Genomic DNA, 23,613 nt, shown 5'->3' with positions numbered 1-23,613 from the left:
GAAAAAAGCACCAAAAAGGCGCTTTTTTCTAACCAAAACCGGTTTTGACGGGGGTCAGTCTGCGGAAACAGCTTTCCCGTCTATCGTGAGGTCCTTATCATTGGCCGAAACCTTGACCGTTTCCCCATCATGGATGCTGCCTTCCAGCAGCAGGCTGGCAAGCGGGTTCTGCAGGCTGCGCTGGATGACCCTCTTGAGCGGACGGGCACCATAGACAGGATCGTATCCTGCTGCGGCCAGCCACTCGGTTCCCTTCTCGTCCAGTTCCAGGTCGATCTTGCGATCTTCCAGCAACTTCTGCAGACGGCTGATCTGGATCTTGACGATCCGGTCCATGTCCTTGCGCTGCAGACGGGAGAACAGGATGATCTCGTCCAAACGGTTCAGGAACTCCGGCCGGAAGTGGTTGCGGACCACCTGCATGACCTGCGGACGGACTTCATCGACAGATTCACCATCCGGCAGATTGGCCAGCACTTCAGAACCGAGGTTACTGGTCAGGACAATGATCGTGTTGCGGAAGTCCACCACACGCCCCTGCCCGTCCGTCAGACGTCCGTCATCGAGAACCTGAAGCAGGATGTTGAAGATATCCTCATGGGCCTTCTCCACCTCATCAAACAGGATCACCTGATAAGGACGACGGCGGACAGCCTCGGTCAGCACGCCACCTTCATCGTAACCGACATAGCCCGGAGGCGCGCCGATCAGACGGGAGACCGCGTGTTTCTCCATGAATTCGCTCATGTCGATCCGCAGCAGGGCCTTTTCGTCATCAAACAGGAACTGCGCCAGCGCCTTGGTCAGCTCGGTCTTGCCAACACCCGTCGGGCCGAGGAACAGGAACGAGCCGATTGGACGGTTCGGATCCTGAAGACCGGCGCGTGCCCGGCGGACAGCATTCGACACAGCAACCAGCGCCTGCTCCTGCCCAACTACACGTTCACGCAGCGTGTCTTCCATCCGGATCAGCTTGGCGCGCTCGCCTTCGAGCATCCGGTCCACCGGAACACCGGTCCAGCGGGAGACGACCGAAGCTACGCCCTGATCCGTCACTGTATCAGCGAACAAACCGCTCTTTGACGAGGCATCTTCCTCTTCCTGAGCCTTGGCGATCTGGGCCTCAAGGTTCGGGATCAGTCCATATCTCAGCTCTGATGCCTTGCCGAGATCGCCCTGACGCTGTGCCACGTCGATATCGGAACGCGCCGTATCGAGCTGTTCCTTCAGCTTCTGGATCGCATTCACCCGATCCTTTTCGGCATGCCATTCGGCACCCATCGCATCGGACTGCTCTTCAAGGTCGGCCAGTTCCGCCTCAAGCGCAACCAGACGGTCCTTCGAGGCCGTATCGTCTTCCTTGCGGATAGCCTCACGCTCGATCTTGAGCTGGATGATGCGGCGGTCGAGTTCGTCCAGCGCTTCCGGCTTGCTGTCGATCTGCATGCGCAGACGGCTGGCGGCCTCGTCGATCAGATCGATCGCCTTGTCCGGCAGGAAGCGGTCCGTGATGTAGCGGTTGGACAGGGTCGCTGCGGCAACGATGGCGTTGTCCGTGATGCGGACACCGTGATGCAGTTCGTACTTTTCCTTGATACCACGCAGGATCGAGATCGTATCGGCAACGGAGGGCTCACCCACGAAGACCGGCTGGAAACGACGGGCCAGAGCCGCGTCCTTCTCAATATATTTGCGGTATTCATCGAGCGTCGTCGCGCCCACGCAGTGCAGCGTGCCGCGGGCAAGTTCCGGCTTGATGAGGTTGGACGCATCCATCGCACCATCGGAGCGGCCGGCACCAACCAGCGTGTGCATTTCATCGATGAAGAGGATGATCTCGCCCTCAGCCGTCTCGATTTCCTTGAGAACAGCCTTCAGACGTTCTTCGAACTCACCACGATATTTCGCACCGGCGATCAGCGCACCCATGTCGAGCGACATCAGCTTCTTGTTGCGCAGAGCCTCAGGCACGTCACCATTGACGATCCGCTGCGCAAGGCCTTCGACAATAGCCGTCTTACCCACACCCGGCTCACCGATCAGGACCGGGTTGTTTTTGCTGCGGCGTGCCAGAACCTGAATGGTCCGGCGGATTTCCTCGTCACGGCCGATAACCGGATCAAGCTTGCCCGCCTGCGCGACAGCGGTCACGTCACGGGCATATTTTTTCAGGGCATCAAAGGTGTTCTCAGCCGAGGCGCTTGTGACGGTGCGTCCCTTACGGATTTCCGCAACCGCGCGTTCCAGAGCAGCAGCGCTGGCCTTGCCGTCAACGAGCGCCTTACCCGCAGGCGTATGACTGGCAGCAATCGCCACGAGCAAACGGTCCTGTGCGACATGACTGTCACCAGCGACCTTTGCAGCGGACTCAGCAGCATCGAGCAGACGCGCCAGATCCGGCGTCATCTGCGGCTGACCGGCACCCGCACCCTGAACTTTTGGCAGCTTTACAAGGGCTGCGTCATTGGCAGTCTGAACGACCTTCGGATCGCCGCCTGCGGCACGGATCAGGCCGGACGCCGCGCCCTGTTCATCATCCAGCAGGGCCTTGAGCAGGTGCTCCGGCGTCAGCTGCTGGTTGTAGTCCCGAAGCGCAATGGTCTGTGCGGCCTGAAGGAAGCCCTGGCTACGTTCGGTAAAATTCTGAATATCCATAGTCTTCAAATCCTCTGATGCCCCGTTACGGCGGCATTGATATGCTTGGCCGCCCCCGGAGGCAGCGGCCTGTGATTAATATTTAGGCAGTCATTTTTTCGTTTCAAGAGCCTCCCGATGACGTTTTGCCGGTCCTTGCAGAACAAGATCCGCCTTGGAGAGACGGTCAAAGGCATTCCGGTTCTGATGCCAGTACGGATAGATCAGGTCAGGCGCACTGACATCGTCAAGCCGGCGAACCTGTTCCTGCGTCAGACGGAGCGACGCGGCTGCGAGATTGTCCAGAAGCTGACTTTCCTTGCGTGCCCCCAGAACCAGCGAGGTGATCGCCGGCTTGTGTAGCGTCCAGGCCAATGCCACACGGGCTGCAGAGACATTATGCTCTTCCGCGATCTGCACCAGAACCTCGACCGTATCATAGAGCTTCTTCAGGTCCCGGACTTCCGGCTCCGGCCAGCCGGAAATGCGGCGGGAATCTTCGGGCGCCGTCTTGCCACGCCGGTATTTCCCGGTCAGCAGACCACAGGCCAGCGGACTCCAGACCTGAACACCCAGTCCCTGATCCACGGCGAGCGGCAGAAGTTCGTATTCGGCATCACGTGCTTCCAGCGAGTAGTAAAGCTGCTGGCTGACCGGCGCGATCAGACGGTCCCGCTCCGCAGCTCCCAGCAGTTTCATGGCCTGCCAGCCTGCAAAATTGGAAATACCGGCATAGCGGATCTTACCCTGATCGCGCAGGGTCTGGAGCGCTTCAAGCGTCTCCTCGACCGGCGTCAGACCGTCCCATTCATGCAGATAATAAAGGTCGATATGATCACGACCCAACCGACGCAGGCTGTCGTCGCAGGCATTGAGGATGTGATGGCGTGACAGCCCCTGTTCGTTCGGCCCCTTCCCCGTCGGGAAACGCACTTTGGAGGTCACGAGCAGTTCGCGGCTGCGTCCCTGCAGGACACGCCCCAGGATTTCTTCGGCCTCACCGCCGGAATAGGCATCGGCCGTGTCGAACATGTTCACGCCATGCTCGACGCAGATATCCACCATCCGCGTTGCTTCGGCGACGTCCACCTTGCCGGTAGCGGCAAAATTGCCCTGCCCGCCGAACGTGACCGATCCGAAATTGAGTGCTGAAATCTTGAGGCCCGAGCGACCAAGCTGACGATACTGCATATCCATCAGGCTCCTTCTTGCTGAGACATACCGTGATACAGAACACCCGAGCCCGGGATCGGTCCCGGTAAAAACGCCCCCGCTCCCGAAAACGTGAGACGACTGCGTCATCCCTTGTGGAAACCCTGTTCACAAACGGCGAGCCGGTCCATGATCGACGTCAAAATCCTGTCCGCCATCATGCTTACGGAGATGCAATGTCGTCACATGTCCTGCGTCGCGCCCTTCTGGCCTGCGCCGTCCTTTCTCCGCTGCTGTCCACCGGTATCGGCAATGCGGCTCAACCCGCTGCCTGCATGGTCGATCTGGCCAAGACCCGGAATGGCACGCTTGGACTGCCAAACCACGCCGAAATCACGCCGGATGGTCATTCCGCCCTGTTCCTGCGCTCGGGGTCGTTCGACACGCATCTGCATCTCTACCGCTACGACCTGCCCGACCATTCGCTGCATGAACTGGCCGCCCCGGCCTCGGGTCCGGAGCATCTGTCGGTCGAGGAAAAGGCCCGGCGGGAGCGGGCACGCCAGAGCATGTCCGGCATTACCGACTATCAGATGAGTGAAGATGGCGGCACGCTTTTAGCCTCACAGGGCGGACAGCTTGAACGCATCGCCACCGATGACGGCCGCGTCACGCCGGTTGAAGGTCAGTGGATTGCCCCCCGCCTTTCCCCGGACGGGCTGACCCTTGCGGCCGTGCGGGACAATGACCTGTACAGCGTCGATCTCGTCAGCGGACGCGAGACACGTCTGACGACCGGCGGAAGCGACACCCTGACGCATGGCCTCGCCGAATTTGCCGCTGCTGAGGAACTGGAGCGCGCGGATGGCGCGTGGTGGTCTCCTGACAGCAAGACCATCCTGTTCGAGGAGGCCGATAACAGCGACGTCGAAAAGCATTACATCACCAATCCCGAAACCCCGCAGGCCGAGCCTGTCTCGTTCCGCTATCCCCGCGCCGGGACCAACAACGCGAAAACGCGCTTTGGTCTCGTGGACGCGAAAGGCGGCCCGGTCCGCTGGATTTCCTGGGATCACGAGGCATGGCCGTATCTCGGCCGCGTAGTCTGGCGGAAGAATGGCCCTCTCGCCGTCGTGCTGCTCAACCGTGCCCAGACGCAGGAACAGCTCCTCACGATCGACCCTGCGACTGGCGCCACCCATCTCCTGCTCGCCCAGTCCGACCCCGCCTGGATCGAACTGGACCCGCGCGCGGCCTCCGGCGGACATAGCCTGCCCGTCTTTCTCGCCAATAACGCCGGTTTCCTCTGGGCCGCGGACCGGGGCAAGGACTGGCAGCTTGAACTCCATGCGCCTGATGGAAAGCTCCAGCGCGTCCTGACGCCACCCGGCCTGTCCTATGTCGCCTTTGACGATTACGACGCCGAGCACAACACAATTACGGTGACGGTCCGGACCAACCGGCTGGACAACGAGGTCGTGCATATCGACCTTGCAACCGGTGCCGTAACGCCGTTCGTGACGGAACGCGGCATCCATAATGTGCATGTCACGAATGGCACGCATACGGCCATGGTGGACACATTCGCCAGCGCGAATGGCACGCGCCAGACGCTGGTGCGGGATGCGAACGGCCATGTCATCGCGACCCTGCCCAGCGTGGCGCAGCCGCCGAAGCTGCCAGTCCATGTCGAGTTCACGACGGCCAGTCCGCGTGAGTTCGATGCGGCCATCATCCGTCCGGAAAACTTCAGCGCCTCAAAGCGCTATCCGGTTGTGTTGTCGGTCTATGCCGGTCCGGGCTCCAAGATGGTCCATGACACGCCGACTTCCTATCTCGATGATCAGTGCCTGGCCAATCAGGGGTATATCGTCGTCACGCTCGATGGACGCGGGACACCCGGGCGCGATCATGATTTTGAGCGCGCCATCAAGGGCAACCTGATCGACCTGCCGCTTCAGGACCAGATCGACGGGCTTCAAGCGCTCGGCAAGCGCCACCATGAAATGGACCTCTCCCGCGTCGGCGTCCATGGCTGGTCCTTCGGCGGCTATTTCACCGCCATGGCGACCATCCGCCGTCCGGACGTGTTCAAGGTCGGTGTCGCGGGTGCACCCCCGGTCGATTTCGCGGATTACGACACGGCCTATACCGAGCGTTACCTCGGCACGCCGCAGGACGATCCGGAAGGTTACCGCAAGAGCAATGTCCTGACCTATGCCGACACGCTGAAACAGCCCTTGCTGCTCATGCACGGCATTACGGATGACAATGTCTATTTCGAGAACACCATGAAACTGACGCAGGCGCTTCTGCATGCCGGAAAGCCTTACGACCTTCTGCTGCTTCCCGGCACGCACATGCTTCCCGATCCGATCATCCGGGCCCGAGTGGCCGAGCGGCGCGCGCAGTTCCTGAGCACGGTCCTTCAGCCGGGAAAATGATCCCCCAGCCTGCGGACATGAAAAAGGGGCCGGATCCTGTGATCCGGCCCCTTTTCTTTGCAGATCGGGTCAGTAATCAGACAGCAATGCCGTCAAACAGACCCACCCGCGAAAGCTCTGCCATGGTCTGGCGATAGGCCTCGACTTCTGGTGGATAAACGACGCCCCCGATCAGCGACATGCTGTGCAGATGCGCAAACAGGTGGATGTCATCCGTGGACAGTTCGCCGTTCACGGCTTCAGGCGTCTGGATCAGCGGTGCCAGTTCCTTCAGCAGCGCGTTCAGCTGCGTCAGTTCATCGGTTTTTTCTTCCAGCAATGCGCTGAACGACCCGACGGACGGTTCCTTGCGACGGATGAACCCGGCACGCGCGGAGGTCGTCTCGAACTCCGGCAGTGGCGCCGCAGCGGCGCGGGGCAGGAACAGGTGATAGAGCGGCTTGCCCGCCTTGTGCAGCCAGTCCGTGATTTCGGGACGTGCCTTACCCGTCAGGACAGGTTTTCCGATCGCGTCGATATGGGCGACGATGTCCATGCTCTCGGCCATGAACTGTCCGTCTTCCTCAAGGATCGGAACAACCTTGCGTCCTACCATGCGGACCGGACCTTCGACGTCATCATTGAGCAGGATCTGCCGCTCATAGGGGATGTCCTTTAAGCCAAAGATCATCCGCGCCTTGGTGCAGAACGGGCAGTGTTCGTAGATGTAGAGGATATAGGGTGCGCTCATGCTGCCTTCCTGTATGTGATGGGAGTATCGGCCTGAAGACTGCTCTGGAGGGAAAGCCTGTTCAGGCTTCCCCGACGGACGCTGAGAGAAGAAGTGGATCGATATCTATGGCCACCAACGCCTGACGCCATTTTTTGGCGTGGTCGGTTCCGAACACGATCTCGTCAGTGGCAGGCGCCACGAACCAGGAACTGTCACGCAGGATTTCCTGTTCAAGCTGCCCGGGCGCCCAGGCAGCATGTCCGAGGGCCATCATGGCTTGTTTTGGCCCATGTCCGGCGGCAAGTTCGCGCAGAATGTCGAGACTTGCGGTCAGGGTGGTGTGGCCATCGACGTCCAGACTCCCCTCCCCGGCCCAGTCGGCCGAGTGAAGCACAAAGCCACGGGAATGTTCGACCGGACCACCCATGCACACACCAATCCGCCGCTCGGGAGGGCTGGGCTCGATTCCAAGCTGTGCAAACAGATCATCCAGCCCCGGCTGGGACAGGCGCCTGTTGACGATCAGTCCCATCGCGCCGTCCTGCTCTGAATGGGCACAGAGATAGATCACCGTCCTCTCGAAAAACGTTTCCGCCAGAGCAGGCGCAGCCACGAGCAGTTTTCCCGTAAGGCCGCGTTCCGGAAAGGCGGGATCTGTCAGGTTGTCATTCTGTCCGTCGAGTGTTTTCTTCATGCCTGCCAACATGGGTGCATCCCTTCCTGTATTGCAAGCGTTTGCCTTCAGGAGTGTTAATGACATCCAATGTCATTGAACTGGGTATCCCGAGCCGCCCCTGCCGGGTGCGGACTGTCCGTCTGGAGATTGTCATGCCTCTCACCGTCCTCGTCACCGGCGCTACCGCAGGCTTCGGTCACGCCATAGCAACGCGCCTCGTGCGCGAAGGTCACCGCGTCATCGCAACCGGCCGCCGCAAGGAACGTCTGGAAGCCCTCAAGGACGAACTGGGCGAGAGCGTTCTGCCCTATACGCTCGACATGACGGACCGCGAGGCCCTGCGCGCCCTGCCGGCAGCACTGCCCGAGGAGTGGCAGGATATCGACGTCCTCGTGAACAACGCCGGTCTCGCACTCGGCATGGAGCCGGCACAGGATGCCGAGCCCGACAACTGGGAATCGATGATTGCCACAAACGTCTCGGGCGTCGTGGAACTGACCCGCGCACTTCTGCCAAGCATGGTCCAGCGCAATACGGGCTACATCATCGCGCTGGGCAGCACGGCCGGGTCCTATCCCTATACAGGCGGCAACGTCTATGGCGCGACCAAGGCCTTCGTGCATCAGTTCACCCAGAACCTGCGCACGGACCTGCTCGGCACCCGCATCCGCGTGACGAATATCGAACCCGGTCTGTGTGGCGGCAGCGAGTTCAGCAATGTGCGTCTGGGTGACGATGCCAAGGCGGCCGCCGTTTACAAGGATACGACGCCTTTGACGCCTGAGGATATTGCCGGAACCGTTTCCTGGCTCATCGGGCTGCCCTGGCACGTGAACGTCAATTATCTGGAGATGATGCCGGTCTGTCAGGCATCGGGTGGGCTTGCGGTGAACCGTCATGTCGGCTGAAACCGGGCTTCCTTCCCAACTTCGCATTACGGACGGGAAAAACTTCCGTCTGTCCTCCATCGCCACGAACGACAAACTCGGGCGCCAGAAGGATACGTCCCGCACCCGGATCCGCGACTGCGTGGACCGGATGTCCGTCCTGCAGCAGCGGCTGGCAGCCTACGCCACCCACGGCATCCTTGTTGTTCTTCAGGGCATGGACACCGCCGGCAAGGATGGCGCGATCCGCCATGCTTTTTCCGGCCTGAATCCGCAGGGCGTGCATGTCACGTCCTTCAAGGCGCCTGTCGGCATTTCGACGCGTCATGATGATCTGTGGCGCATCCATCTTGCCGTGCCGTCGCGCGGTGAGATCGGCATTTTCAACCGCAGCCATTACGAAGATGTCCTCGTGGAGCGCGTGCATCCGGACATGGTGCGCGCCCGCGGCCTCAATCCCGATCTGCCGGGTTTCTGGGATCACCGTCTGGGCGATCTGCGGCATTTCGAGAGCTATCTGCGTCGGCAGAACATCATCGTTCTCAAGCTGTTCCTGCATATTTCACCCGAGGAGCAGCGACAGCGTCTGCTCAAGCGGCTGGACCATCCGGAAAAACGCTGGAAGTTCAGCCCGTCGGATCTGAAGGAGCGCGAGTTCTGGCCGCATTATACCGCAGCCTATGAAGAGGCCATTCGCGCGACCGCAACGCCGGATGCCCCCTGGATCGTTATTCCGGCAGACCATAAATGGCTTGCCCGCGTGCTCGTGGCCGAGGCCTTGCTGGACACGCTGGAAAGCCTGCACCTCAAGGAGCCGGAACAGAAAATGTCCGATGCGCTCAAGGACGCCCAGCAGGCCCTGCTCAAAGGCGCGGCCAAGACCGTCTGATCCTGATCATGCCGCTTCTTTCCCGTCTCAGGCGTCTCTTTTCTCCATCGGCCGGGCCCTCCGGTCTGGCGGAGATCGCGCGCAGCACGACTGTTCTCGAAACCTGTCCCATCCGACCGGTTTCCGCGCCCCGCGCCTCTGCCCTGAGCCATCCGGAACGTAATCCGTTCCGGGACTGGGAGAGCATGCCGGTCACGGTCCGGCAGTACGCCCTGCGTGACGTCGTTCTGGACCAGTCGCTGATGACGTTGCTGCATGCAGGTTATCCGGTCACTGAAACCGCCTATGTCCAGGATCCGGAAGCTGTACGTAACCTGAAGCTGCGTCCTGCGGATCTCATCCGCTGTGCGCCTTTCAAAGGCATAACCGCAAGCTGTGTCGATCACTGGGCCTCAAACTTCTATCACTGGGTTGCCCATACGGTCCCCACCCTGCATGTCCTGTCCCAGGCAGGCAGGCCGGTCCGCCTTGTCCTACCCGAACATATGCATCCGTGGCAGTTCGAGACGCTGGAGCTTTTTGGCCTGAGCGGTGACGCTCATATCCGTCTGCAGCAGGGACGGCAGTACGCCTTCAAAACCCTCGACTACATCACCTTCGTCAATGGCAGCGCCGATTTCGCTGTCTCGGACCTGTCCCGCGCCGCCTATGCCCGGCTGCGTCAGGCCGCAGGCGCCGCGATGAAACCTACCGGACGGCGCCTCTATATCGAGCGTGGCAGCTCGGCCAACCGGCACGTTCCCAATGAAGCCGAACTGGCGGAAGGGCTGGGAAAACTTGGCTTCGAGCGCGTGCACCCCGAAACGCTGTCGCTCTCCGAACAGATCCGCCTGTTCAGCGACGCCGGGATGGTTATGGGAATGCTGGGAGCCGGCATGGCCAATATCGCCTGGTGCCAGCCGGGAACACTCGTTTATGAGCTCGTTCCGTCCCACCACATCAACCCCTGCTTTGCCGCCATGGCGACACAGGGCGGGCTGAAATACTGGGCGGATGTGTTCGAGACAGGGGCCGTGCAGGAAAATCATACGGACGATGCCGCCATCCCGCTTCCGGTCGGGGAAATTCTGGACCGTGTCCGCGAACTGGTAGCCCTCCTGCCCAACGCCTGAAAAAAACAGAACCCCGCCGGAGACCTGCTCCGGCGGGGTTCTGTTTCTCAGATCCTGAAAGACGGATCAGGAACGGCGCTTGCGGCTCGAACCGTCACTGCGCGGACCATCACCGGCTGCGGGCTTCGGGCGACCATAGCCCGAACCGCCGCGGCCCTTGTAACCACCGCCGGCACCACCGCGCGGACCGCCCTTGAAGCCACCGCCCGAACGGCCACCGCCGCCAAAGCGCTTGCCTTCACCCGGGTTGCGACCACGGGGGCCCATGCCACCGGCAGGGGCTTCAGACGGTTCGATCGTCACTTCGTCAGCTTCTGCACCGGCGAGGCAGGACTTGAAGCGGGCCACGCTCTCATCCGCGATCTGGAAATAGGTCTGTTCCTGATCGATGCGGATGCTGCCGATCTCGCGCTTCTGCACGCCGCCCAGACGGCAGATCAGCGGGATCAGCCACTTCGGATCGGCACGCTCGGTGCGACCAACGCCCATCTTGAACCACTCACCGGACATGGTGTGCTCTTCGCGCGGGGCACGCTCGCCACGCTCCGTACGGCGCGGAGCCTCGACGGACATCGGGCGGATCTGCTCGACCTTCGGCAGACGCGCACGATACAGACCGACCAGTGCCGCTGCGAGCTTGGTGGCGTCGTATTTCTCGACCAGCTGGTTGACCAGCTCGTCGGACATGTCGTCCACGGCGTTCGTCAGGATCGGATCGTGCATCAGGCGCGTCTTGTCCTGCTCGGCAATGGCGTCGGCCGTGGGAACGGCTTCCCATTCGGCCTGAATCTTCGCCATCTGAAGCAGACGCTCGGCCCGGCGACGCTGGTTCAGCGGAACCATCAGCACGCTGGTGCCCTTGCGGCCCGCACGACCCGTACGGCCCGAACGATGCAGCAGGGTCTCGGCAGCCGTCGGGATGCTCGCATGGATCACGAGGCTCAGCGCCGGCACGTCAATGCCGCGTGCTGCAACGTCGGTCGCAACGCAGACACGGGCCTGACCGGAACGCAGGCTCTCGATCGCACGGCTGCGCTCGTTCTGGCCCATCTCGCCGGAAATGGCGACGGATGCGAAACCACGCTCCAGAAGAGCAGCCTGGACCTGGTTGACCATCATACGGGTGTTGCAGAACACCATGGCCGTCGGGCTCTCGTAGAACCGGAGCACGTTGACGAGCGAACGCTCGATTTCCTGCGGCTGCGTAATGACGCAGCGATAGGTGATGTCAGAATGCTGCTTGGCACCTGAGACCGTGTCGATGCGCTCGGCATTCTTCTGGTAACGGCGTGCCAGCGAGGCGATCTCACGGGCAATCGTTGCTGAGAACAGCAGCGTGCGGCGCTCGGCCGGGGCGGCATCGAGAAGCTGCTCCAGCTCCTCGCGGAAGCCCATGTCCAGCATCTCATCAGCTTCGTCGAGCACGACGCAGCGCAGGGCAGACAGGTCAAGCGAGCCACGCGACAGGTGATCGCACAGACGGCCGGGGGTTCCGACCACGATATGGGCGCCGCGGTTCAGCTCACGGGCTTCACTGCGGGCATCGGTGCCGCCAATGCAGCTCGCGATGCGGGCGCCGGTTTCGGCATAAAGCCATTTGAGTTCGGACTGGACCTGAAGCGCCAGCTCACGCGTCGGCGCAATCACAAGCGCCATGGGCTGAGGGGACGGCGGAAGGCGATCGGCGTCTCCGAGCAGGGTCGGAGCGATGGCCAGGCCGAAGGCGACGGTCTTGCCCGACCCCGTCTGCGCGGAAACCAGCAGGTCGCGCTCGTCCAGCCCCGGCTGCAGAACTGCTTCCTGAACAGGAGTCAGCTGTTCGTAGCCACGTGCCTCAAGGGCGCGCTTAAGGGCAGGATGGGTATCGGGAAAAGGCATATTTTATGAACACTCGGCAAACGTCACGCCGACGACAGGATGCGGCGGCTGGAATGCCGCTGCATAAAGACTTCCAGCCGAAAATGCCAGAAAGAACGTATGGAAGGCTTTTTCTTGTTCTTCCCGCTCCGTCCGGCACCCGCAACGCAGTCCCTGCCCTGTTCAGTTCCTCGGCTTGCGCCCGATCACCGCATGCACCGTATCGCGCCATGCCGTGAGGTCCTCGGGCGGCACGACCTCGCCCGTATCCAGTTCGGCCAGCCCGGCGCGGGACATCAGCACACTGGCCAGACGCACCCGATCCGCCGGCTCAAGCGCCTGCCAGATCGCCACGGCCTTCGCCGCATGGAACTGGTCGGAAAACGTCAGGATTAGCGGTGCGCCGGGCTTGAGGACACGCACGGCTTCCGTCAGTACGGCCAGCGGCTGCGTCAGATAGGCCAACCCGTCGCACAACGTCACGGCATCGAAGCTGTCATCGTCGAACGGCAGCATCGTGACTTCATTGAGATCCTGCACGACCCGCTCGCCCAGAACGGGATTGGAATCCAGGGCACTTTTGGAGATCCCGAGCCCGACCACACGCTGGAACGTCGCTTCCTGGGGATAATGGCTGAGCGCGCCTGCCATCAGATCCAGCACCGCTCCACCGACCGGCAAGGCCGTCTGATACAGAGCCGTCACGGCTGTCCGCGCGCCCATATCCATCAGCGAATCCGGCACGCGCTGGGCATAGAAAATCGTGTCGGGCTCGCTGTTGGCGCGCGTGAACGCCGCTGCATGCATTCCTTCAAGCTGTTCCGGGCCGCTCATGTCCACTCCTTCTGATCCAGCAGCCGAAATGAGGGCATGTTCCCCGTGCGTCAACCCGCGGGATGCTTTATGAGAGGCGCCATCATGACCCTCTCCTTCACGAAAATGCACGGTCTGGGCAACGATTTCGTCGTGATCGACGGCCGCCAGAACGATCCCGCCCTTGATACTGCGACGATCCGCCATCTGTGCGACCGGCGCTTCGGAATCGGCTGCGACCAGCTTGTCCTGCTGACAGCCCCGACACTGGCAGGGGCAGACGTGCATGTCCGCTTCTTCAATCCGGACGGTTCGGAAGCCGGGGCCTGCGGCAACGCATCGCGCTGCGTGGCGAAGTTCGTCGGCAACGCTCCGACGCTCCAGACGGCGGCCGGCCTTCTCCCCACGGCACAGGATGGCGATCTCTTCACGGTCGATATGGGCACGCCACGACTGGACTGGCAGGACGTGCCGCTGTCCCGCGCCTGTGACACGCTGCATCTGCCACTGCATGATGCGGCTGCCTGCTCGATGGGCAATCCGCACGCCACGCTGTTCGGTGACGCTTTCCGCGCGGAGGCGCTGGGACCGGACCTCGAACGGGACCCGCTGTTCCCGCAACGCGCCAATATCGGTTTCGCGCAGATCCTCTCCCCAACACATATGCGTTTGCGCGTCTGGGAACGCGGCGCAGGACTGACGCTCGCCTGCGGGTCGGGGGCCTGTGCGGCGGTCGTAAATGCCGTCCGCCGCGGCCTGACGGAACGGACCTGCACGGTCACGATGGATGGCGGAGACCTGCGTATTACATGGCGCGAAGACGAACATGTTCTCATGACAGGCCCCGCTGTCACGGTCTTCCACGGGACGACCGCGTGAGCGCCTCGGTCCTGACATTCGGTTGCCGCCTCAACGCCCATGAGAGCGACGGCATGGCCCATCACGCGCGCGGGCAGGACGACACGATCATCGTCAATACCTGCGCCGTGACGACTACGGCCGAGCGACAGGCCCGGCAGGCCATCCGCCGCGCGCATCGCGAGAATCCGGATGCGAAGATCGTCGTGACGGGCTGCGCTTCCGATATCGCCCCTGATCGCTGGACCGCGCTGCCGGGCGTTGTTCGCGTTGTGCCCAACGAAGACAAGCTCAAGCCCGCCATCTGGGGTGACACCAGCGCGGGCCTGCCGCCATCCCGTCATGCCCGCGCCCTCCTTCAGGTCCAGCAGGGCTGCGATCACCGCTGCACTTTCTGCATCATTCCGTATGGCCGCGGAGACTCCCGCTCTACCCCTGTTGAAGACGCCATTGCGCGCGCCGAAGCGCTTGTCGAAGCCGGGCATCAGGAAATCGTCCTGACCGGTGTGGACATCGCCTCATGGCAGGGGGCCGAGGGCAAGGGACTAGGCGCGTTATGTCGTGAACTGCTGCGCCGCGTGGACGGCGTGCGGCGACTGCGCCTGTCTTCCATCGACCCTGTCATTCTCGATGCACAAACCGGGGACGCAGATTTGTGGTGGCTTCTGGAAAACGAGCCCCGCCTGATGCCGCATCTGCACCTCTCCCTTCAGGCCGGATCGGATCTCATTCTCAAGCGCATGAAGCGCCGCCATGATACGACCGGGGTCGCAGCAACACTGCGCCGCGTCCGGTCCATACGCCCGGAGACAGGCGTTGGTGCCGATCTGATCGCGGGCTTTCCCACGGAAACGGATGCCCTGTTCGAGGAAACCCGAGCCTTTATCGAAGAGCAGCAGATCCCCTTCCTGCATGTCTTCCCTTACAGCGAACGCCCCGGAACGCCCGCCGCCCGCATGCCGGCCGTTCCCAATGCCGAACGTCAGAAACGCGCGGCCTGTCTGCGCGACATCGGCGAAGCAAACCGTGACCGTTTCCTGCAGCGTCTGATCGGTACCGAGTTCGATATTCTGGCCGAGACGCCGGATCGCGGCCATTCGCCGGAATTTGCCGCCGTCCGCCTGACCGGAACCTCGCCTGCGCCAATCCGGGGCAGTTTCGTGCCCGTTCGCGCCACGGGACTGGAAAACGGAACACTCCTGGCCGAAATCCGCAGCTGAAACGCGTTCAGATCTTCCTATGCCCTTGACGTTCGGCCCGACCTGTCCGAACTCCCATGCATGGCTGGATTTTTCTCACGACTCAAACAGGGTCTTTCGCGGTCGAGCTCGCGTCTCGGCGCCGTCTTCACGCATCGCAAGCTGGATGAAACAGCTCTTGAAGAGCTCGAGGACGAGCTGATTGCAGCTGACCTCGGGCCGGTCGTGGCCGAGCGCGTCATCGAGAACTTCCGCAGCACGCGCTTTGGCAAGGACGTCACCAGCGACGAAATCCGCGAGACCCTCGCAACCGAAATCGCCCGCGTTCTCGAACCCGTAGCCATTCCCTTCGAGCCCGACCCGAAGAAGAAACCCCATGTCGTTCTGGTTGTCGGCGTCAACGGTGTCGGCAAGACCACCACGATCGGCAAGATGGCCCGCCATTACACGGAAGAAGGCAAATCCGTGATGCTGGTGGCTGGCGACACGTTCCGTGCCGCTGCCGTCGAACAGCTCGAAGTCTGGGGCAAGCGCGCCAACGTACCCGTCATCGCCGGCAAGCATGGTGCTGATGCTGCGGGTCTGGCCTATGACGGCCTCAAGCGCGCCACGGAAGCCGGAACCGATCTGCTCCTGATCGACACCGCCGGACGCCTGCACAACAAGGGCGCGCTGATGGAGGAGCTTGCCAAGATCATCCGCGTCATGCGGAAGTTCGACGAAACAGCACCCCACTCCGTTCTCTTGGTGCTAGACGCAACGACCGGTCAGAACGCTATCGAACAGGTCCGTGTCTTCCGGGAACTGGTTAATGTGACGGGTCTGATCGTGACCAAGCTGGATGGATCTGCGCGCGGCGGTATTGTCGTGGCGCTGGCGGAACAGTTCAAACTGCCTGTCCACATGGTTGGTGTCGGCGAACAGGCCGAGGACCTGCGCCCGTTCTCGGCTCAGGAATATGCAAAGGGTCTGGTCGGGGGGACCAACGACCTTGCATCCAGACTGATGGAAACCTCATCAGAAGACACACCATCGGAATAAAAGTCGCTCTCCTGCCAGTCTGAAAAATCCTCAGCTGGCAGGAGCATCTTCATCTGAAGACATCCATTCTTCCTGAAGATAGGCGATGCGCTTTTCAATGGATTTGCGCTCACGTCTTGCAACATCTGCGTTCCAAAGCCTGCCCCCGATAGCTGAAGCTTCCGCAACCAGCCACGCCGCACCTGCGGCCAGCCAATCGAGTGCGAGAGTAACGGGCTGCGTGATTTGAGCGATGCAGGTTTCCCAGTCACCGTTTGCGGCCCAGGCTTCATGCAGGGGGTGAACCATAGCGGCCCCGACATAAAACAGGACGATCATGATGCGCTGACCATCGGCATTGGGATCAACCAGTTTCAGCGCCACCAATGGCAGGAGCAACACGCCTGCAACCAGCAGGCTTCCTGGAACATAGGAGAGCAGCAGGCCGATGATGATCCCATGCCACCAGCGAAATCCCGGGGCACGAAGAGACCCCTGCTCTGCCTGCCTAACGGATGCCATGGATATTCCTCATCGACAGAATTCCAGCCAGATACTTGCCATCGCGACCGCAATACCTGTCAGGAGTGAGAAAAATTCTCCGGAATTACGCGCTTCACGATCGGCGGCGGCCTTGCGTTCGGGAGCCTCATCCAGAACACGCATGAGATTGCTGATCTCGGCCTCGGCCTCCTGAGCCTGTCGCTGGTCCAGCCGGAGGCCGGTCGGGTCGTTGACGGTGGCGAGGAACTTTCCCAGATTCCCGTCATCCGCTGCCTTACCCAGACGCGCGCGACGCCGGGTTCGGGAGGTCTTGCTCCGCCACTGGCGCAGTTCTGTCTCCAGCAGAGGCAAAGCCCGTTGCGCCAGAAAACTGAGTGGCGCCTTGTCAAACTTTCTCTGTACGGCGGCAAGCAGAGTGAGATCTGCCAGCCAAGGCGGCAATCCGGCTTTCTGCGACTGCGAGAGGGGAATGATTCCCTGCCGGGAGCAGTTTGATTCGAGGAACGCGCGCATCTGCTCGTCAAGAAAGCCGGCTCGTCCGAGCATCTCGTCAGGCAGATCCTCCACTCCGACATGGCGGTTCAGCCACTGTAGCAGTCCTTCGGGGAGGGAAATCCGTTCTTCCAGACATCTTTTCGAAAGGCAGGGAAGAAAGCTGTTCATGTCGTAGGGGAACCGCCTGACCAGTTCACCTCCTTTGCCGCCCATGCGCCGCGCGGCCACGGACAGCGCCGCTATCTGCTGACCCTGCTGCTTGGGCAGATGCCCCCACATGAAGGCATCCGGGTTTCCCGACATGAAGCTGAGGATATTGCGTACCATCCGTTCATCATCCGGGATGACAGGCTGCACCGTTGCCTGGGCCAGCATCTGCGGGAGGGCCTCGGGCCAGAACCACAAGCCACCCCAGAACATCGGCGCTGCTGGATCAAGAACGGAAATCGCATGCGTAATAACCATTGTCGCCGGATCGACCGCCTTGCTTCCGCCTGCAGGAAGGAACGAGGCACTGGCCTGTTCAATCAGGCTCGCCATGACGGAAAGCTCAAGTTCGCGATGCAGCCAGTCGCTGACAATTTTCCTCTGCAAAAGTCCGGAGAACTCTGCAGGATGGCGTCCGGCATACCAGGCAAGAGCCTGCGGGGTATAAACAGCATTCCCCCCGATCATGAGCGGAACACGCGCCGGTATCTCCGGGCGAACCGTAAAGAGCTTGCTGGGTGCAATCGTGACCAAGTCACGTGGAGAAGGTCGGCTGGCCGGATCATCGGACAGCATCGCCGTCAGAACTGAGCGCAGGCCGACGGGAATATTCTGGCCATCCATGTAGGCTGTAGGCGTTCCGACTTCAAAACGCCGTTTGAGAATATCCATGTCGGACAGGCCTTCCAGAGGAAGTTTTCCGATAGCAAGCGCAAGGATGATGACACCCAGGGAGAAGATGTCATCGTCAATTGTCCCCTCCCCCCGGGCGGACGGGCGGCAGACGGCTGAGGACAGAGGCTCGAAAAGAACAGGCTGTTTTGCAGCTGGCGCGCTGACTCCCAGTGGCCCGAGAACGACCTTGTGCAATCCCTGTCCGACAAACAAATTGTCGGGCCGGATACTGCGGCAGGTCAGTCTTGCCGCTTCCAGATTCTGAAGAAGGGAAGCGAGTGGACGGATAACGCCATCAATCAGCTGGCTTTCCGTCCAAAGACCAAGGAATTCCGCAAGCGATGGGCCAGGAGGATGCGGACAGAGCAGCCACAAAGCCCCTTTGGCATATTCATGGGTATGGATCGGGATCACGCTTTCATGGCGAAAGAACATGATCTCCGAAAGACGGGCAGATGGCGCGAAAGGCGCAAGACCGAGATAAGACGTTCCGGCCGCCGTCGTGTCCTGCGCGCTATAGGTCGCGCAACCGCCCAGATCAGGCTGTTTCCGGTCCAGGCTGATCAGATACCGCTCGGCGATGAGCAGTTCCTGGCTATTCTCTGCCTGCGTGTCGGCCATTGAAATCCCGTTGTTTCCCTATCCGGTCTTTTGTGCCGGACAGGGATTGAGACTTCGTTAATGCAACGACCGATTCCAGAAGCGGAAGATCAGTCTTCGAACGGATCGCGCATCAGGATGGTGTCGTCGCGTTCCGGGCTGGTAGACAGCAGCGTCACCGGGGCTTCGATCAGTTCCTCGATACGGCGGACATACTTGATAGCCTGTGCCGGAAGCTCGGCCCAGGAACGGGCACCTGCGGTCGTTTCCTTCCAGCCCGGCATCGTCTCGTAAACCGGCTTGACGCGGGCCTGTGCACCCGGAGCCGACGGGAAGGTCTCGATTTTCTGGCCGTCCAACTCATAACCGACGCAGATGGAGATTTCGTCCAGACCATCGAGAACGTCGAGCTTCGTCAGGGCAATACCGCTGACACCACCGACGCGAACGGCACGACGGATCAGGACCGCATCGAACCAGCCGCAGCGACGCGGACGACCGGTGACGGTGCCGAACTCATGCCCACGCTCACCAAGAGTGCGGCCAGTCTGATCGTGCAGTTCGGTCGGGAACGGCCCCTCACCCACACGGGTCGTGTAGGCCTTGGCAATCCCGAGTACGAAACCAACAGAAGACGGGCTGACGCCACTGCCCGATGCCGCGACGGCCGCAACCGTGTTGGAGCTCGTGACGAACGGATAAGTGCCGTGATCGACGTCCAGCATGACGGCCTGTGCACCTTCGAACAGGATGCGGCGACCGGCACGACGGGCTTCGTCCAGACAATCCCAGACCTGGCAGGAGAACGGTAGCAGACGCGGCGTGATCTCGGCCAGGAAGTCCTTGAGCTGCTCCTTGGTGAACGTCTCGGCACCCAGACCGGCAAGCAGCGTGTTGTGGTGCAGGAGCAGTTCGTCCAGCTTCCAGTCCAGCGTCTCGGGTTCGGCCAGATCGCAGATGCGAATGGCGCGACGAGCCACCTTGTCTTCATAGGCCGGACCGATGCCACGACCGGTCGTGCCAATTTTGTGGTCGCCACGGGCGGCTTCACGGGCCCGGTCGAGCGCACCATGAACCGGCAGGATCAGCGGCGCGTTCTCGGCGATCCACAGCGTCTCGGGCGTGACAACCAGACCCTGCGCCGTCACGCGGTCGATCTCGGTCATCAGGGCCTTCGGGTCTACGACGACGCCATTACCGATCACACCGATCTTGCCGCGAACCAGACCGGACGGCAGCAGGGACAACTTGTAGACCTGATCGCCCACGACCAGCGTGTGACCGGCATTGTGACCACCCTGAAAGCGGACAACGATATCGGCGCGGCTGGCGAGCCAGTCGACGATCTTGCCTTTACCCTCGTCCCCCCACTGGGTTCCGATCACGGTGACGTTGGACATGAGCTGACTTCCTAGAACTGACGAGACTGGGGAAAAACGAAAAGAAACGGTGGGTCAGAGCGGCTGGGCCGCACCATCCTTCCAGACATGGGTGCAGCGCAGATGCCGTGCCTGAGCGGCCGCGTCTTCGTCGTGCGATAAAGCAGAGACCGTGGCGTAACCGGCTTTGTGCAGCCCGGAGAGACTGACCGCATCAAGATCAACCGGAACGTAACAACGCGGACGGGACGCGGAGACCGGAGCTGCGCGCAGAAGGGCCTGCGGACGAAGCGTCAGGCCACAGGCAGGCTCCTGCCCGGCCAGATAGCGGCCTCCCCGTCCCAGTTCCTCACGCGAACTGGTAGAGAACACCGTCACACATAGTCCGGTATGATAGCGCCACCCACGGAAATCGACGGGATCAATCGTCAGACGCAGATCCGGGCTGCGCTCGCGGATTGCTGCCACGGATGCCGCCAGACGCTCGAAATGACCAACGACATCCTTGGGGTAATCCAGCGAAGCCAGCAGATCCAGCGCACGGTCGGCAGGGCCGGCAGCGCGCAGCATGACCGCCAGCATCCCGGCAATCGGACCACCCAACTCTGCCACGGCGCTGGCATCCTTGCGATCCAGCGCATGCAGCAGCGGTTCACGATCGGCTTCGGAAATGACGCCCTCGATCAGGCCCAGAGCCAGTGCGGGCATGGACAGATCGAAGGACACGCCTTCAATTCCAAGTTCCGCGAGAGCCTTCGCACCAAGCGCAATGACTTCCGCATCAGCCTGCGCGCTGTCGGGACCGATCAGTTCGATCCCGGCCTGCGAGACCTGACGGTCTGCTTCGCGGCCCGGCGTTCCGACAACGATGCAGCTTCCTGAATAGGACAGGCGCAACGGGCGCGGCGCGTCCTGAAGGCGGATGCTCGCAATGCGCGCAATCTGTGTCGTCATGTCCGGACGCAGCGCCATCATGCGATGCGAGTTGGGATCCATCAGGCGGAAGGTCTGGGGTGCGAGGGATTCGCCCGATCCGCCAAGAAGCGACGTTTCGAACTCCAGCAGGGGCGGACGGACGCGCTGATAGCCATGACGGGAAAAGGCCTCCATCACGCTGGCGATGCCGCGGGCTTCCGCTTCGGCTTCACCGGGAAGAAGGTCGGCAAAACCAGACGGCAGAAGCGCGGCGCTCGGGGTCTCGGAATACAGGCTCATGCCGAAAACTCCGCACGGGTCTGCTCATGCGCCCAGTCCAGCCAGGGCAGCAGCGCTTCGATATCGGCCGTCTCGACCGTGGCCCCACCCCAGATCCGCAGCCCGGCCGGGGCATCACGATAGGATGCGAGATCGTAACCCGCGCCTTCCTTCGCCACGAGGCCCGTCAGATGCTTGACGGCCTTGCCCTTTGCTTCGGCTGACAGGCTTTCAAACCAGGGGGGCGTGATTTTCAGACAGATGGACGTGCTGGATCGCGTCTCTTCCTTGGCGGACAGGAAGGACACCCAGTCCGCTGTCGCAATCCACTTCGTCACGGCAGCCAGATTCTGCTGCGAACGAGCTTTTAGAGCCGGAAGACCACCAATCTGTTCAGCCCAGCGCAGACCGTCCAGAGCGTCCTCAACGCAGAGCATGGACGGCGTATTGATCGTATCGCCTTCGAAGATGGCTTCGATCACGCCCTTCTTGTTGGCCAGACGGAAAATCTTGGGCAGCGGACGCGGAGACGGCTGGGCCAGACGGGCGGCCGCACGCGGGCTCAGCGCTACCATGCCATGCGCGGCCTCGCCGCCAAGAGCCTTCTGCCAGGACCATGTCACGATATCGAGCCGGTCCCAGGGCAAATCCATCGCAAAGGCCGCAGAGGTTGCATCGCAGATGACCAGACCCTCGTGCTCGGCCGGAATGGCACTGGCATCCGGGATGCAGACACCCGATGTGGTGCCGTTCCATGTCAGGACGACATCGCGGGTCCAGTCCACTTTCGTCAGATCCGGCAGCTCGCCATAGGGCGCGTCCAGAACCCGCAGATCCTCGATTTTCAGGACGTCGCGCAGATCCTGCGCCCAGGTTCCGGAGAAGCTTTCGAAGGACAGGACGTCGATCCCGCGCTCACCGGCCAGTGCCCACAGGATCATTTCCACAGCGCCCGTATCGGAGGCCGGGACAATGCCGACGCGCCAGTCCGACGGAATGCCGAGCAGGTCTTTTGAGCGCGTGATGACCTCTTTAAGGCGCGCGCGACCTTCCGGCGCACGGTGCGAACGGCCCAGCAGCGCCTGGTCCAGACCGGAGAGTGACCATCCGGGACGCTTGGCGCAGGGACCTGAGGAAAAGAACGGGCGGGAGGGTTTGACAGTCGGCTTGGACATGCTCGTTCCGGGCTGATCGGTCCTGAGGCCATTCCGGCAGGAAATGACCGCTCATGGTGCGAGAGAGGGGACTCGAACCCCTATGCCTTTCGGCGGTCGATTTTGAGCCGACTGCGTCTACCGTTCCGCCACTCTCGCGCGGGCGGCCCGAACCCTAATGCATTCCCGGCAAAAGTGCCAGAGTGCAAAATCCGGGCCTTAAAATGCAGGCTTTAAAGCCCCAGCATCAGAAGCAGGTTCTGGATCGCAGCGCCCGAGGCCCCCTTGCCCAGATTGTCCAGCCGCGCGGTCAGAACGACCTGCTCGCCATTATGATGAACGCGCAGTTCCATGTCGTCCGTATTGGCGAGGGTGTCAGCCTCAAGCCGGGTTTCGGCCGGGACAACGCGCACATGGGCGCATCCTTCGTAAGCGTCCTGCAGCACGGCTTCGAGTTCCGCGGCAGAGGGCTGCCCCGGCAGATCCTTCAGGTGCAGCGGGATGGAGACGATCATGCCCTGCGGGAAATGCCCGACCGACGGCACGAACAGCGGCTGGCGCGTCAGGCCCGAATAGTGCCGGATTTCAGGCAAATGCTTGTGCTTGAGGTTCAGCCCATACAGGAAGAAAGCCGGCCCGCCGTTCTTTTCATGCTCCTCGATCGCAACCCGTCCTGCCCCGCTATAGCCGGAGACGGCGTTGATCGAGACGGGGTGATCGGCCGGAAGCAGCCCTGCCCGCACCAGCGGCCGCATCAGGGCAATGGCCCCCGTCGGGTAACAGCCGGGATTGGCGACAAACCGCGCGCTTTTGATGGCAGCTTCCTGTTCCGCGTCCATTTCCGGGAAACCATAGACCCAGCCATCGGCAATCCGGTGCGCCGTGCTGGCATCCAGAATCCTGACATCCAGCCCCTCCGCCAGCGCGACCGTTTCCCGGGCGGCATCATCCGGAAGGCACAGAATGGCGACATCGGCCTGCTCAAGCATGGAGCGGCGCGCTGCCGTATCCTTGCGCAGAGCCGGGTCGATGGACAGGATTTCCAGACCATAAGACACGGGAAGTGCCTCGATCCGCTGGCGGATGCCCAGACCTGTCGTGCCTGCTTCCCCATCAATGAAAATGCGTGCCATGCGCCATCCACCCTGTCTG

Annotated in this window: 19 protein-coding genes and 1 tRNA gene; 7 read left to right on the top strand and 13 right to left on the bottom strand. The window is 61.7% G+C overall.

Features of this window, described 5'->3' with window-relative positions; all coding sequences use genetic code 11:
* Positions 1-54: 54 nt before the first annotated feature.
* The gene (gene clpB / locus GRO01_RS12960) at positions 55-2,655 is read right to left on the bottom strand and encodes an ATP-dependent chaperone ClpB (protein ID WP_062507165.1); all 2,601 of its coding nucleotides are present in this window, start codon (positions 2,653-2,655) and stop codon (positions 55-57) included.
* Positions 2,656-2,745: 90 nt separating this feature from the next.
* A complete protein-coding gene (locus GRO01_RS12955; RefSeq protein WP_062507179.1) occupies positions 2,746-3,825 on the bottom strand; it encodes an aldo/keto reductase in 1,080 nt (359 codons plus the stop codon).
* Between the two features lie 197 nt (positions 3,826-4,022).
* Here GRO01_RS12955 and GRO01_RS12950 point away from each other — a divergent pair, with 197 nt between their 5' ends.
* On the top strand, positions 4,023-6,230 hold the full coding sequence (locus tag GRO01_RS12950) for a S9 family peptidase (protein WP_062507177.1): 2,208 nt from the start codon (positions 4,023-4,025) through the stop codon (positions 6,228-6,230).
* A 76-nt stretch (positions 6,231-6,306) separates the two neighbouring features.
* Here the strand turns inward: GRO01_RS12950 and grxB are convergent, their stop codons facing one another.
* Together grxB and GRO01_RS12940 are read right to left on the bottom strand one after the other, a co-directional pair.
* The gene (gene grxB, locus GRO01_RS12945) at positions 6,307-6,960 is read right to left on the bottom strand and encodes a glutaredoxin 2 (RefSeq protein ID WP_062507163.1); all 654 of its coding nucleotides are present in this window, start codon (positions 6,958-6,960) and stop codon (positions 6,307-6,309) included.
* A 61-nt stretch (positions 6,961-7,021) separates the two neighbouring features.
* On the bottom strand, positions 7,022-7,636 hold the full coding sequence (locus GRO01_RS12940) for a YqgE/AlgH family protein (protein ID WP_062507175.1): 615 nt from the start codon (positions 7,634-7,636) through the stop codon (positions 7,022-7,024).
* Positions 7,637-7,770: 134 nt separating this feature from the next.
* Between GRO01_RS12940 and GRO01_RS12935 the strand changes: the two genes are divergently transcribed.
* From GRO01_RS12935 to GRO01_RS12925, 3 genes are read left to right on the top strand one after another with little or no spacing between them, the layout of a single operon-like run.
* Positions 7,771-8,526 (top strand): SDR family NAD(P)-dependent oxidoreductase, encoded by a 756-nt coding sequence (locus GRO01_RS12935; protein WP_062507173.1) that lies wholly within the window; start codon positions 7,771-7,773, stop codon positions 8,524-8,526.
* Positions 8,516-9,394, top strand: a complete 879-nt coding sequence (locus GRO01_RS12930) for a polyphosphate kinase 2 family protein (protein ID WP_062507160.1) — start codon at positions 8,516-8,518, stop codon at positions 9,392-9,394. Before GRO01_RS12935 ends, GRO01_RS12930 begins: the two co-directional genes overlap by 11 nt.
* An 8-nt stretch (positions 9,395-9,402) precedes the next feature.
* Positions 9,403-10,506 carry a glycosyltransferase family 61 protein gene (locus tag GRO01_RS12925; RefSeq protein ID WP_062507158.1) on the top strand — a complete coding sequence of 368 codons (1,104 nt, stop codon included), beginning with the start codon at positions 9,403-9,405 and terminating at the stop codon, positions 10,504-10,506.
* Between the two features lie 66 nt (positions 10,507-10,572).
* Here GRO01_RS12925 and GRO01_RS12920 read toward each other — a convergent pair whose 3' ends face one another.
* Positions 10,573-12,384 carry a DEAD/DEAH box helicase gene (locus tag GRO01_RS12920; RefSeq protein WP_141307065.1) on the bottom strand — a complete coding sequence of 604 codons (1,812 nt, stop codon included), beginning with the start codon at positions 12,382-12,384 and terminating at the stop codon, positions 10,573-10,575.
* A gap of 162 nt (positions 12,385-12,546) precedes the next feature.
* Positions 12,547-13,197, bottom strand: a complete 651-nt coding sequence (locus GRO01_RS12915) for a class I SAM-dependent methyltransferase (RefSeq protein ID WP_174787460.1) — start codon at positions 13,195-13,197, stop codon at positions 12,547-12,549.
* Positions 13,198-13,281: 84 nt separating this feature from the next.
* On the opposite strand from GRO01_RS12915, the gene dapF reads away from it, so the two are divergent.
* The 3 genes from dapF to ftsY are packed head-to-tail and all read left to right on the top strand — an operon-like array spanning position 13,282 to position 16,274.
* Positions 13,282-14,055 (top strand): diaminopimelate epimerase, encoded by a 774-nt coding sequence (dapF, locus tag GRO01_RS12910; RefSeq protein WP_062507171.1) that lies wholly within the window; start codon positions 13,282-13,284, stop codon positions 14,053-14,055.
* On the top strand, positions 14,052-15,254 hold the full coding sequence (locus GRO01_RS12905; protein WP_083541190.1) for a MiaB/RimO family radical SAM methylthiotransferase: 1,203 nt from the start codon (positions 14,052-14,054) through the stop codon (positions 15,252-15,254). The genes dapF and GRO01_RS12905 overlap by 4 nt, the downstream gene beginning before the upstream one ends.
* 60 nt (positions 15,255-15,314) lie before the next feature.
* Positions 15,315-16,274 (top strand): signal recognition particle-docking protein FtsY, encoded by a 960-nt coding sequence (gene ftsY, locus GRO01_RS12900; RefSeq protein ID WP_062507152.1) that lies wholly within the window; start codon positions 15,315-15,317, stop codon positions 16,272-16,274.
* A gap of 30 nt (positions 16,275-16,304) precedes the next feature.
* Here ftsY and GRO01_RS12895 read toward each other — a convergent pair whose 3' ends face one another.
* The 7 genes from GRO01_RS12895 to argC all read right to left on the bottom strand — a co-directional run bounded on the left by GRO01_RS12895 (position 16,305) and on the right by argC (position 23,594).
* Complete coding sequence (locus GRO01_RS12895; protein WP_062507149.1) at positions 16,305-16,775, bottom strand: hypothetical protein; 471 nt, start codon at positions 16,773-16,775, stop codon at positions 16,305-16,307.
* Positions 16,776-16,784: 9 nt separating this feature from the next.
* Complete coding sequence (locus tag GRO01_RS12890) at positions 16,785-18,755, bottom strand: serine/threonine-protein kinase (protein ID WP_062507147.1); 1,971 nt, start codon at positions 18,753-18,755, stop codon at positions 16,785-16,787.
* 89 nt (positions 18,756-18,844) lie between these two features.
* On the bottom strand, positions 18,845-20,134 hold the full coding sequence (locus GRO01_RS12885; RefSeq protein ID WP_062507145.1) for an adenylosuccinate synthase: 1,290 nt from the start codon (positions 20,132-20,134) through the stop codon (positions 18,845-18,847).
* A gap of 54 nt (positions 20,135-20,188) precedes the next feature.
* Positions 20,189-21,328 (bottom strand): ATP phosphoribosyltransferase regulatory subunit, encoded by a 1,140-nt coding sequence (locus tag GRO01_RS12880; protein ID WP_062507143.1) that lies wholly within the window; start codon positions 21,326-21,328, stop codon positions 20,189-20,191.
* On the bottom strand, positions 21,325-22,482 hold the full coding sequence (locus tag GRO01_RS12875) for a phosphoserine transaminase (RefSeq protein ID WP_062507141.1): 1,158 nt from the start codon (positions 22,480-22,482) through the stop codon (positions 21,325-21,327). The genes GRO01_RS12880 and GRO01_RS12875 overlap by 4 nt, the downstream gene beginning before the upstream one ends.
* Positions 22,483-22,536: 54 nt before the next feature.
* A tRNA-Leu gene (locus tag GRO01_RS12870) sits at positions 22,537-22,620 on the bottom strand.
* Between the two features lie 74 nt (positions 22,621-22,694).
* Positions 22,695-23,594: an N-acetyl-gamma-glutamyl-phosphate reductase gene (gene argC, locus GRO01_RS12865; protein WP_062507139.1), complete on the bottom strand. Its 900-nt coding sequence runs from the start codon at positions 23,592-23,594 to the stop codon at positions 22,695-22,697.
* Positions 23,595-23,613: the final 19 nt, after the last annotated feature.

This window comes from Gluconobacter roseus NBRC 3990 (assembly GCF_006538885.1).
In the GTDB taxonomy this organism is placed as follows: Bacteria; Pseudomonadota; Alphaproteobacteria; order Acetobacterales; family Acetobacteraceae; genus Gluconobacter; species Gluconobacter roseus.
The sequence above is the reverse complement of the archived record's forward strand: the minus strand, read 5'-3'. Positions and strand labels throughout refer to the sequence as shown.

Coding starts and splice junctions, on each gene's coding strand:
- GRO01_RS12930 (WP_062507160.1), top strand. CDS start 8,516: ATGTCGGCTGAAACCGGGCTTCCTTCCCAACTTCGCATTACGGACGGG.
- GRO01_RS12920 (WP_141307065.1), bottom strand. CDS start 12,384: ATGCCTTTTCCCGATACCCATCCTGCCCTTAAGCGCGCCCTTGAGGCA.
- argC (WP_062507139.1), bottom strand. CDS start 23,594: ATGGCACGCATTTTCATTGATGGGGAAGCAGGCACGACAGGTCTGGGC.
- grxB (WP_062507163.1), bottom strand. CDS start 6,960: ATGAGCGCACCCTATATCCTCTACATCTACGAACACTGCCCGTTCTGC.
- ftsY (WP_062507152.1), top strand. CDS start 15,315: ATGGCTGGATTTTTCTCACGACTCAAACAGGGTCTTTCGCGGTCGAGC.
- GRO01_RS12940 (WP_062507175.1), bottom strand. CDS start 7,636: ATGAAGAAAACACTCGACGGACAGAATGACAACCTGACAGATCCCGCC.
- clpB (WP_062507165.1), bottom strand. CDS start 2,655: ATGGATATTCAGAATTTTACCGAACGTAGCCAGGGCTTCCTTCAGGCC.
- GRO01_RS12885 (WP_062507145.1), bottom strand. CDS start 20,134: ATGTCCAACGTCACCGTGATCGGAACCCAGTGGGGGGACGAGGGTAAA.
- dapF (WP_062507171.1), top strand. CDS start 13,282: ATGACCCTCTCCTTCACGAAAATGCACGGTCTGGGCAACGATTTCGTC.
- GRO01_RS12925 (WP_062507158.1), top strand. CDS start 9,403: ATGCCGCTTCTTTCCCGTCTCAGGCGTCTCTTTTCTCCATCGGCCGGG.
- GRO01_RS12950 (WP_062507177.1), top strand. CDS start 4,023: ATGTCGTCACATGTCCTGCGTCGCGCCCTTCTGGCCTGCGCCGTCCTT.
- GRO01_RS12955 (WP_062507179.1), bottom strand. CDS start 3,825: ATGCAGTATCGTCAGCTTGGTCGCTCGGGCCTCAAGATTTCAGCACTC.
- GRO01_RS12935 (WP_062507173.1), top strand. CDS start 7,771: ATGCCTCTCACCGTCCTCGTCACCGGCGCTACCGCAGGCTTCGGTCAC.
- GRO01_RS12895 (WP_062507149.1), bottom strand. CDS start 16,775: ATGGCATCCGTTAGGCAGGCAGAGCAGGGGTCTCTTCGTGCCCCGGGA.
- GRO01_RS12915 (WP_174787460.1), bottom strand. CDS start 13,197: ATGAGCGGCCCGGAACAGCTTGAAGGAATGCATGCAGCGGCGTTCACG.
- GRO01_RS12875 (WP_062507141.1), bottom strand. CDS start 22,482: ATGTCCAAGCCGACTGTCAAACCCTCCCGCCCGTTCTTTTCCTCAGGT.
- GRO01_RS12890 (WP_062507147.1), bottom strand. CDS start 18,755: ATGGCCGACACGCAGGCAGAGAATAGCCAGGAACTGCTCATCGCCGAG.
- GRO01_RS12880 (WP_062507143.1), bottom strand. CDS start 21,328: ATGAGCCTGTATTCCGAGACCCCGAGCGCCGCGCTTCTGCCGTCTGGT.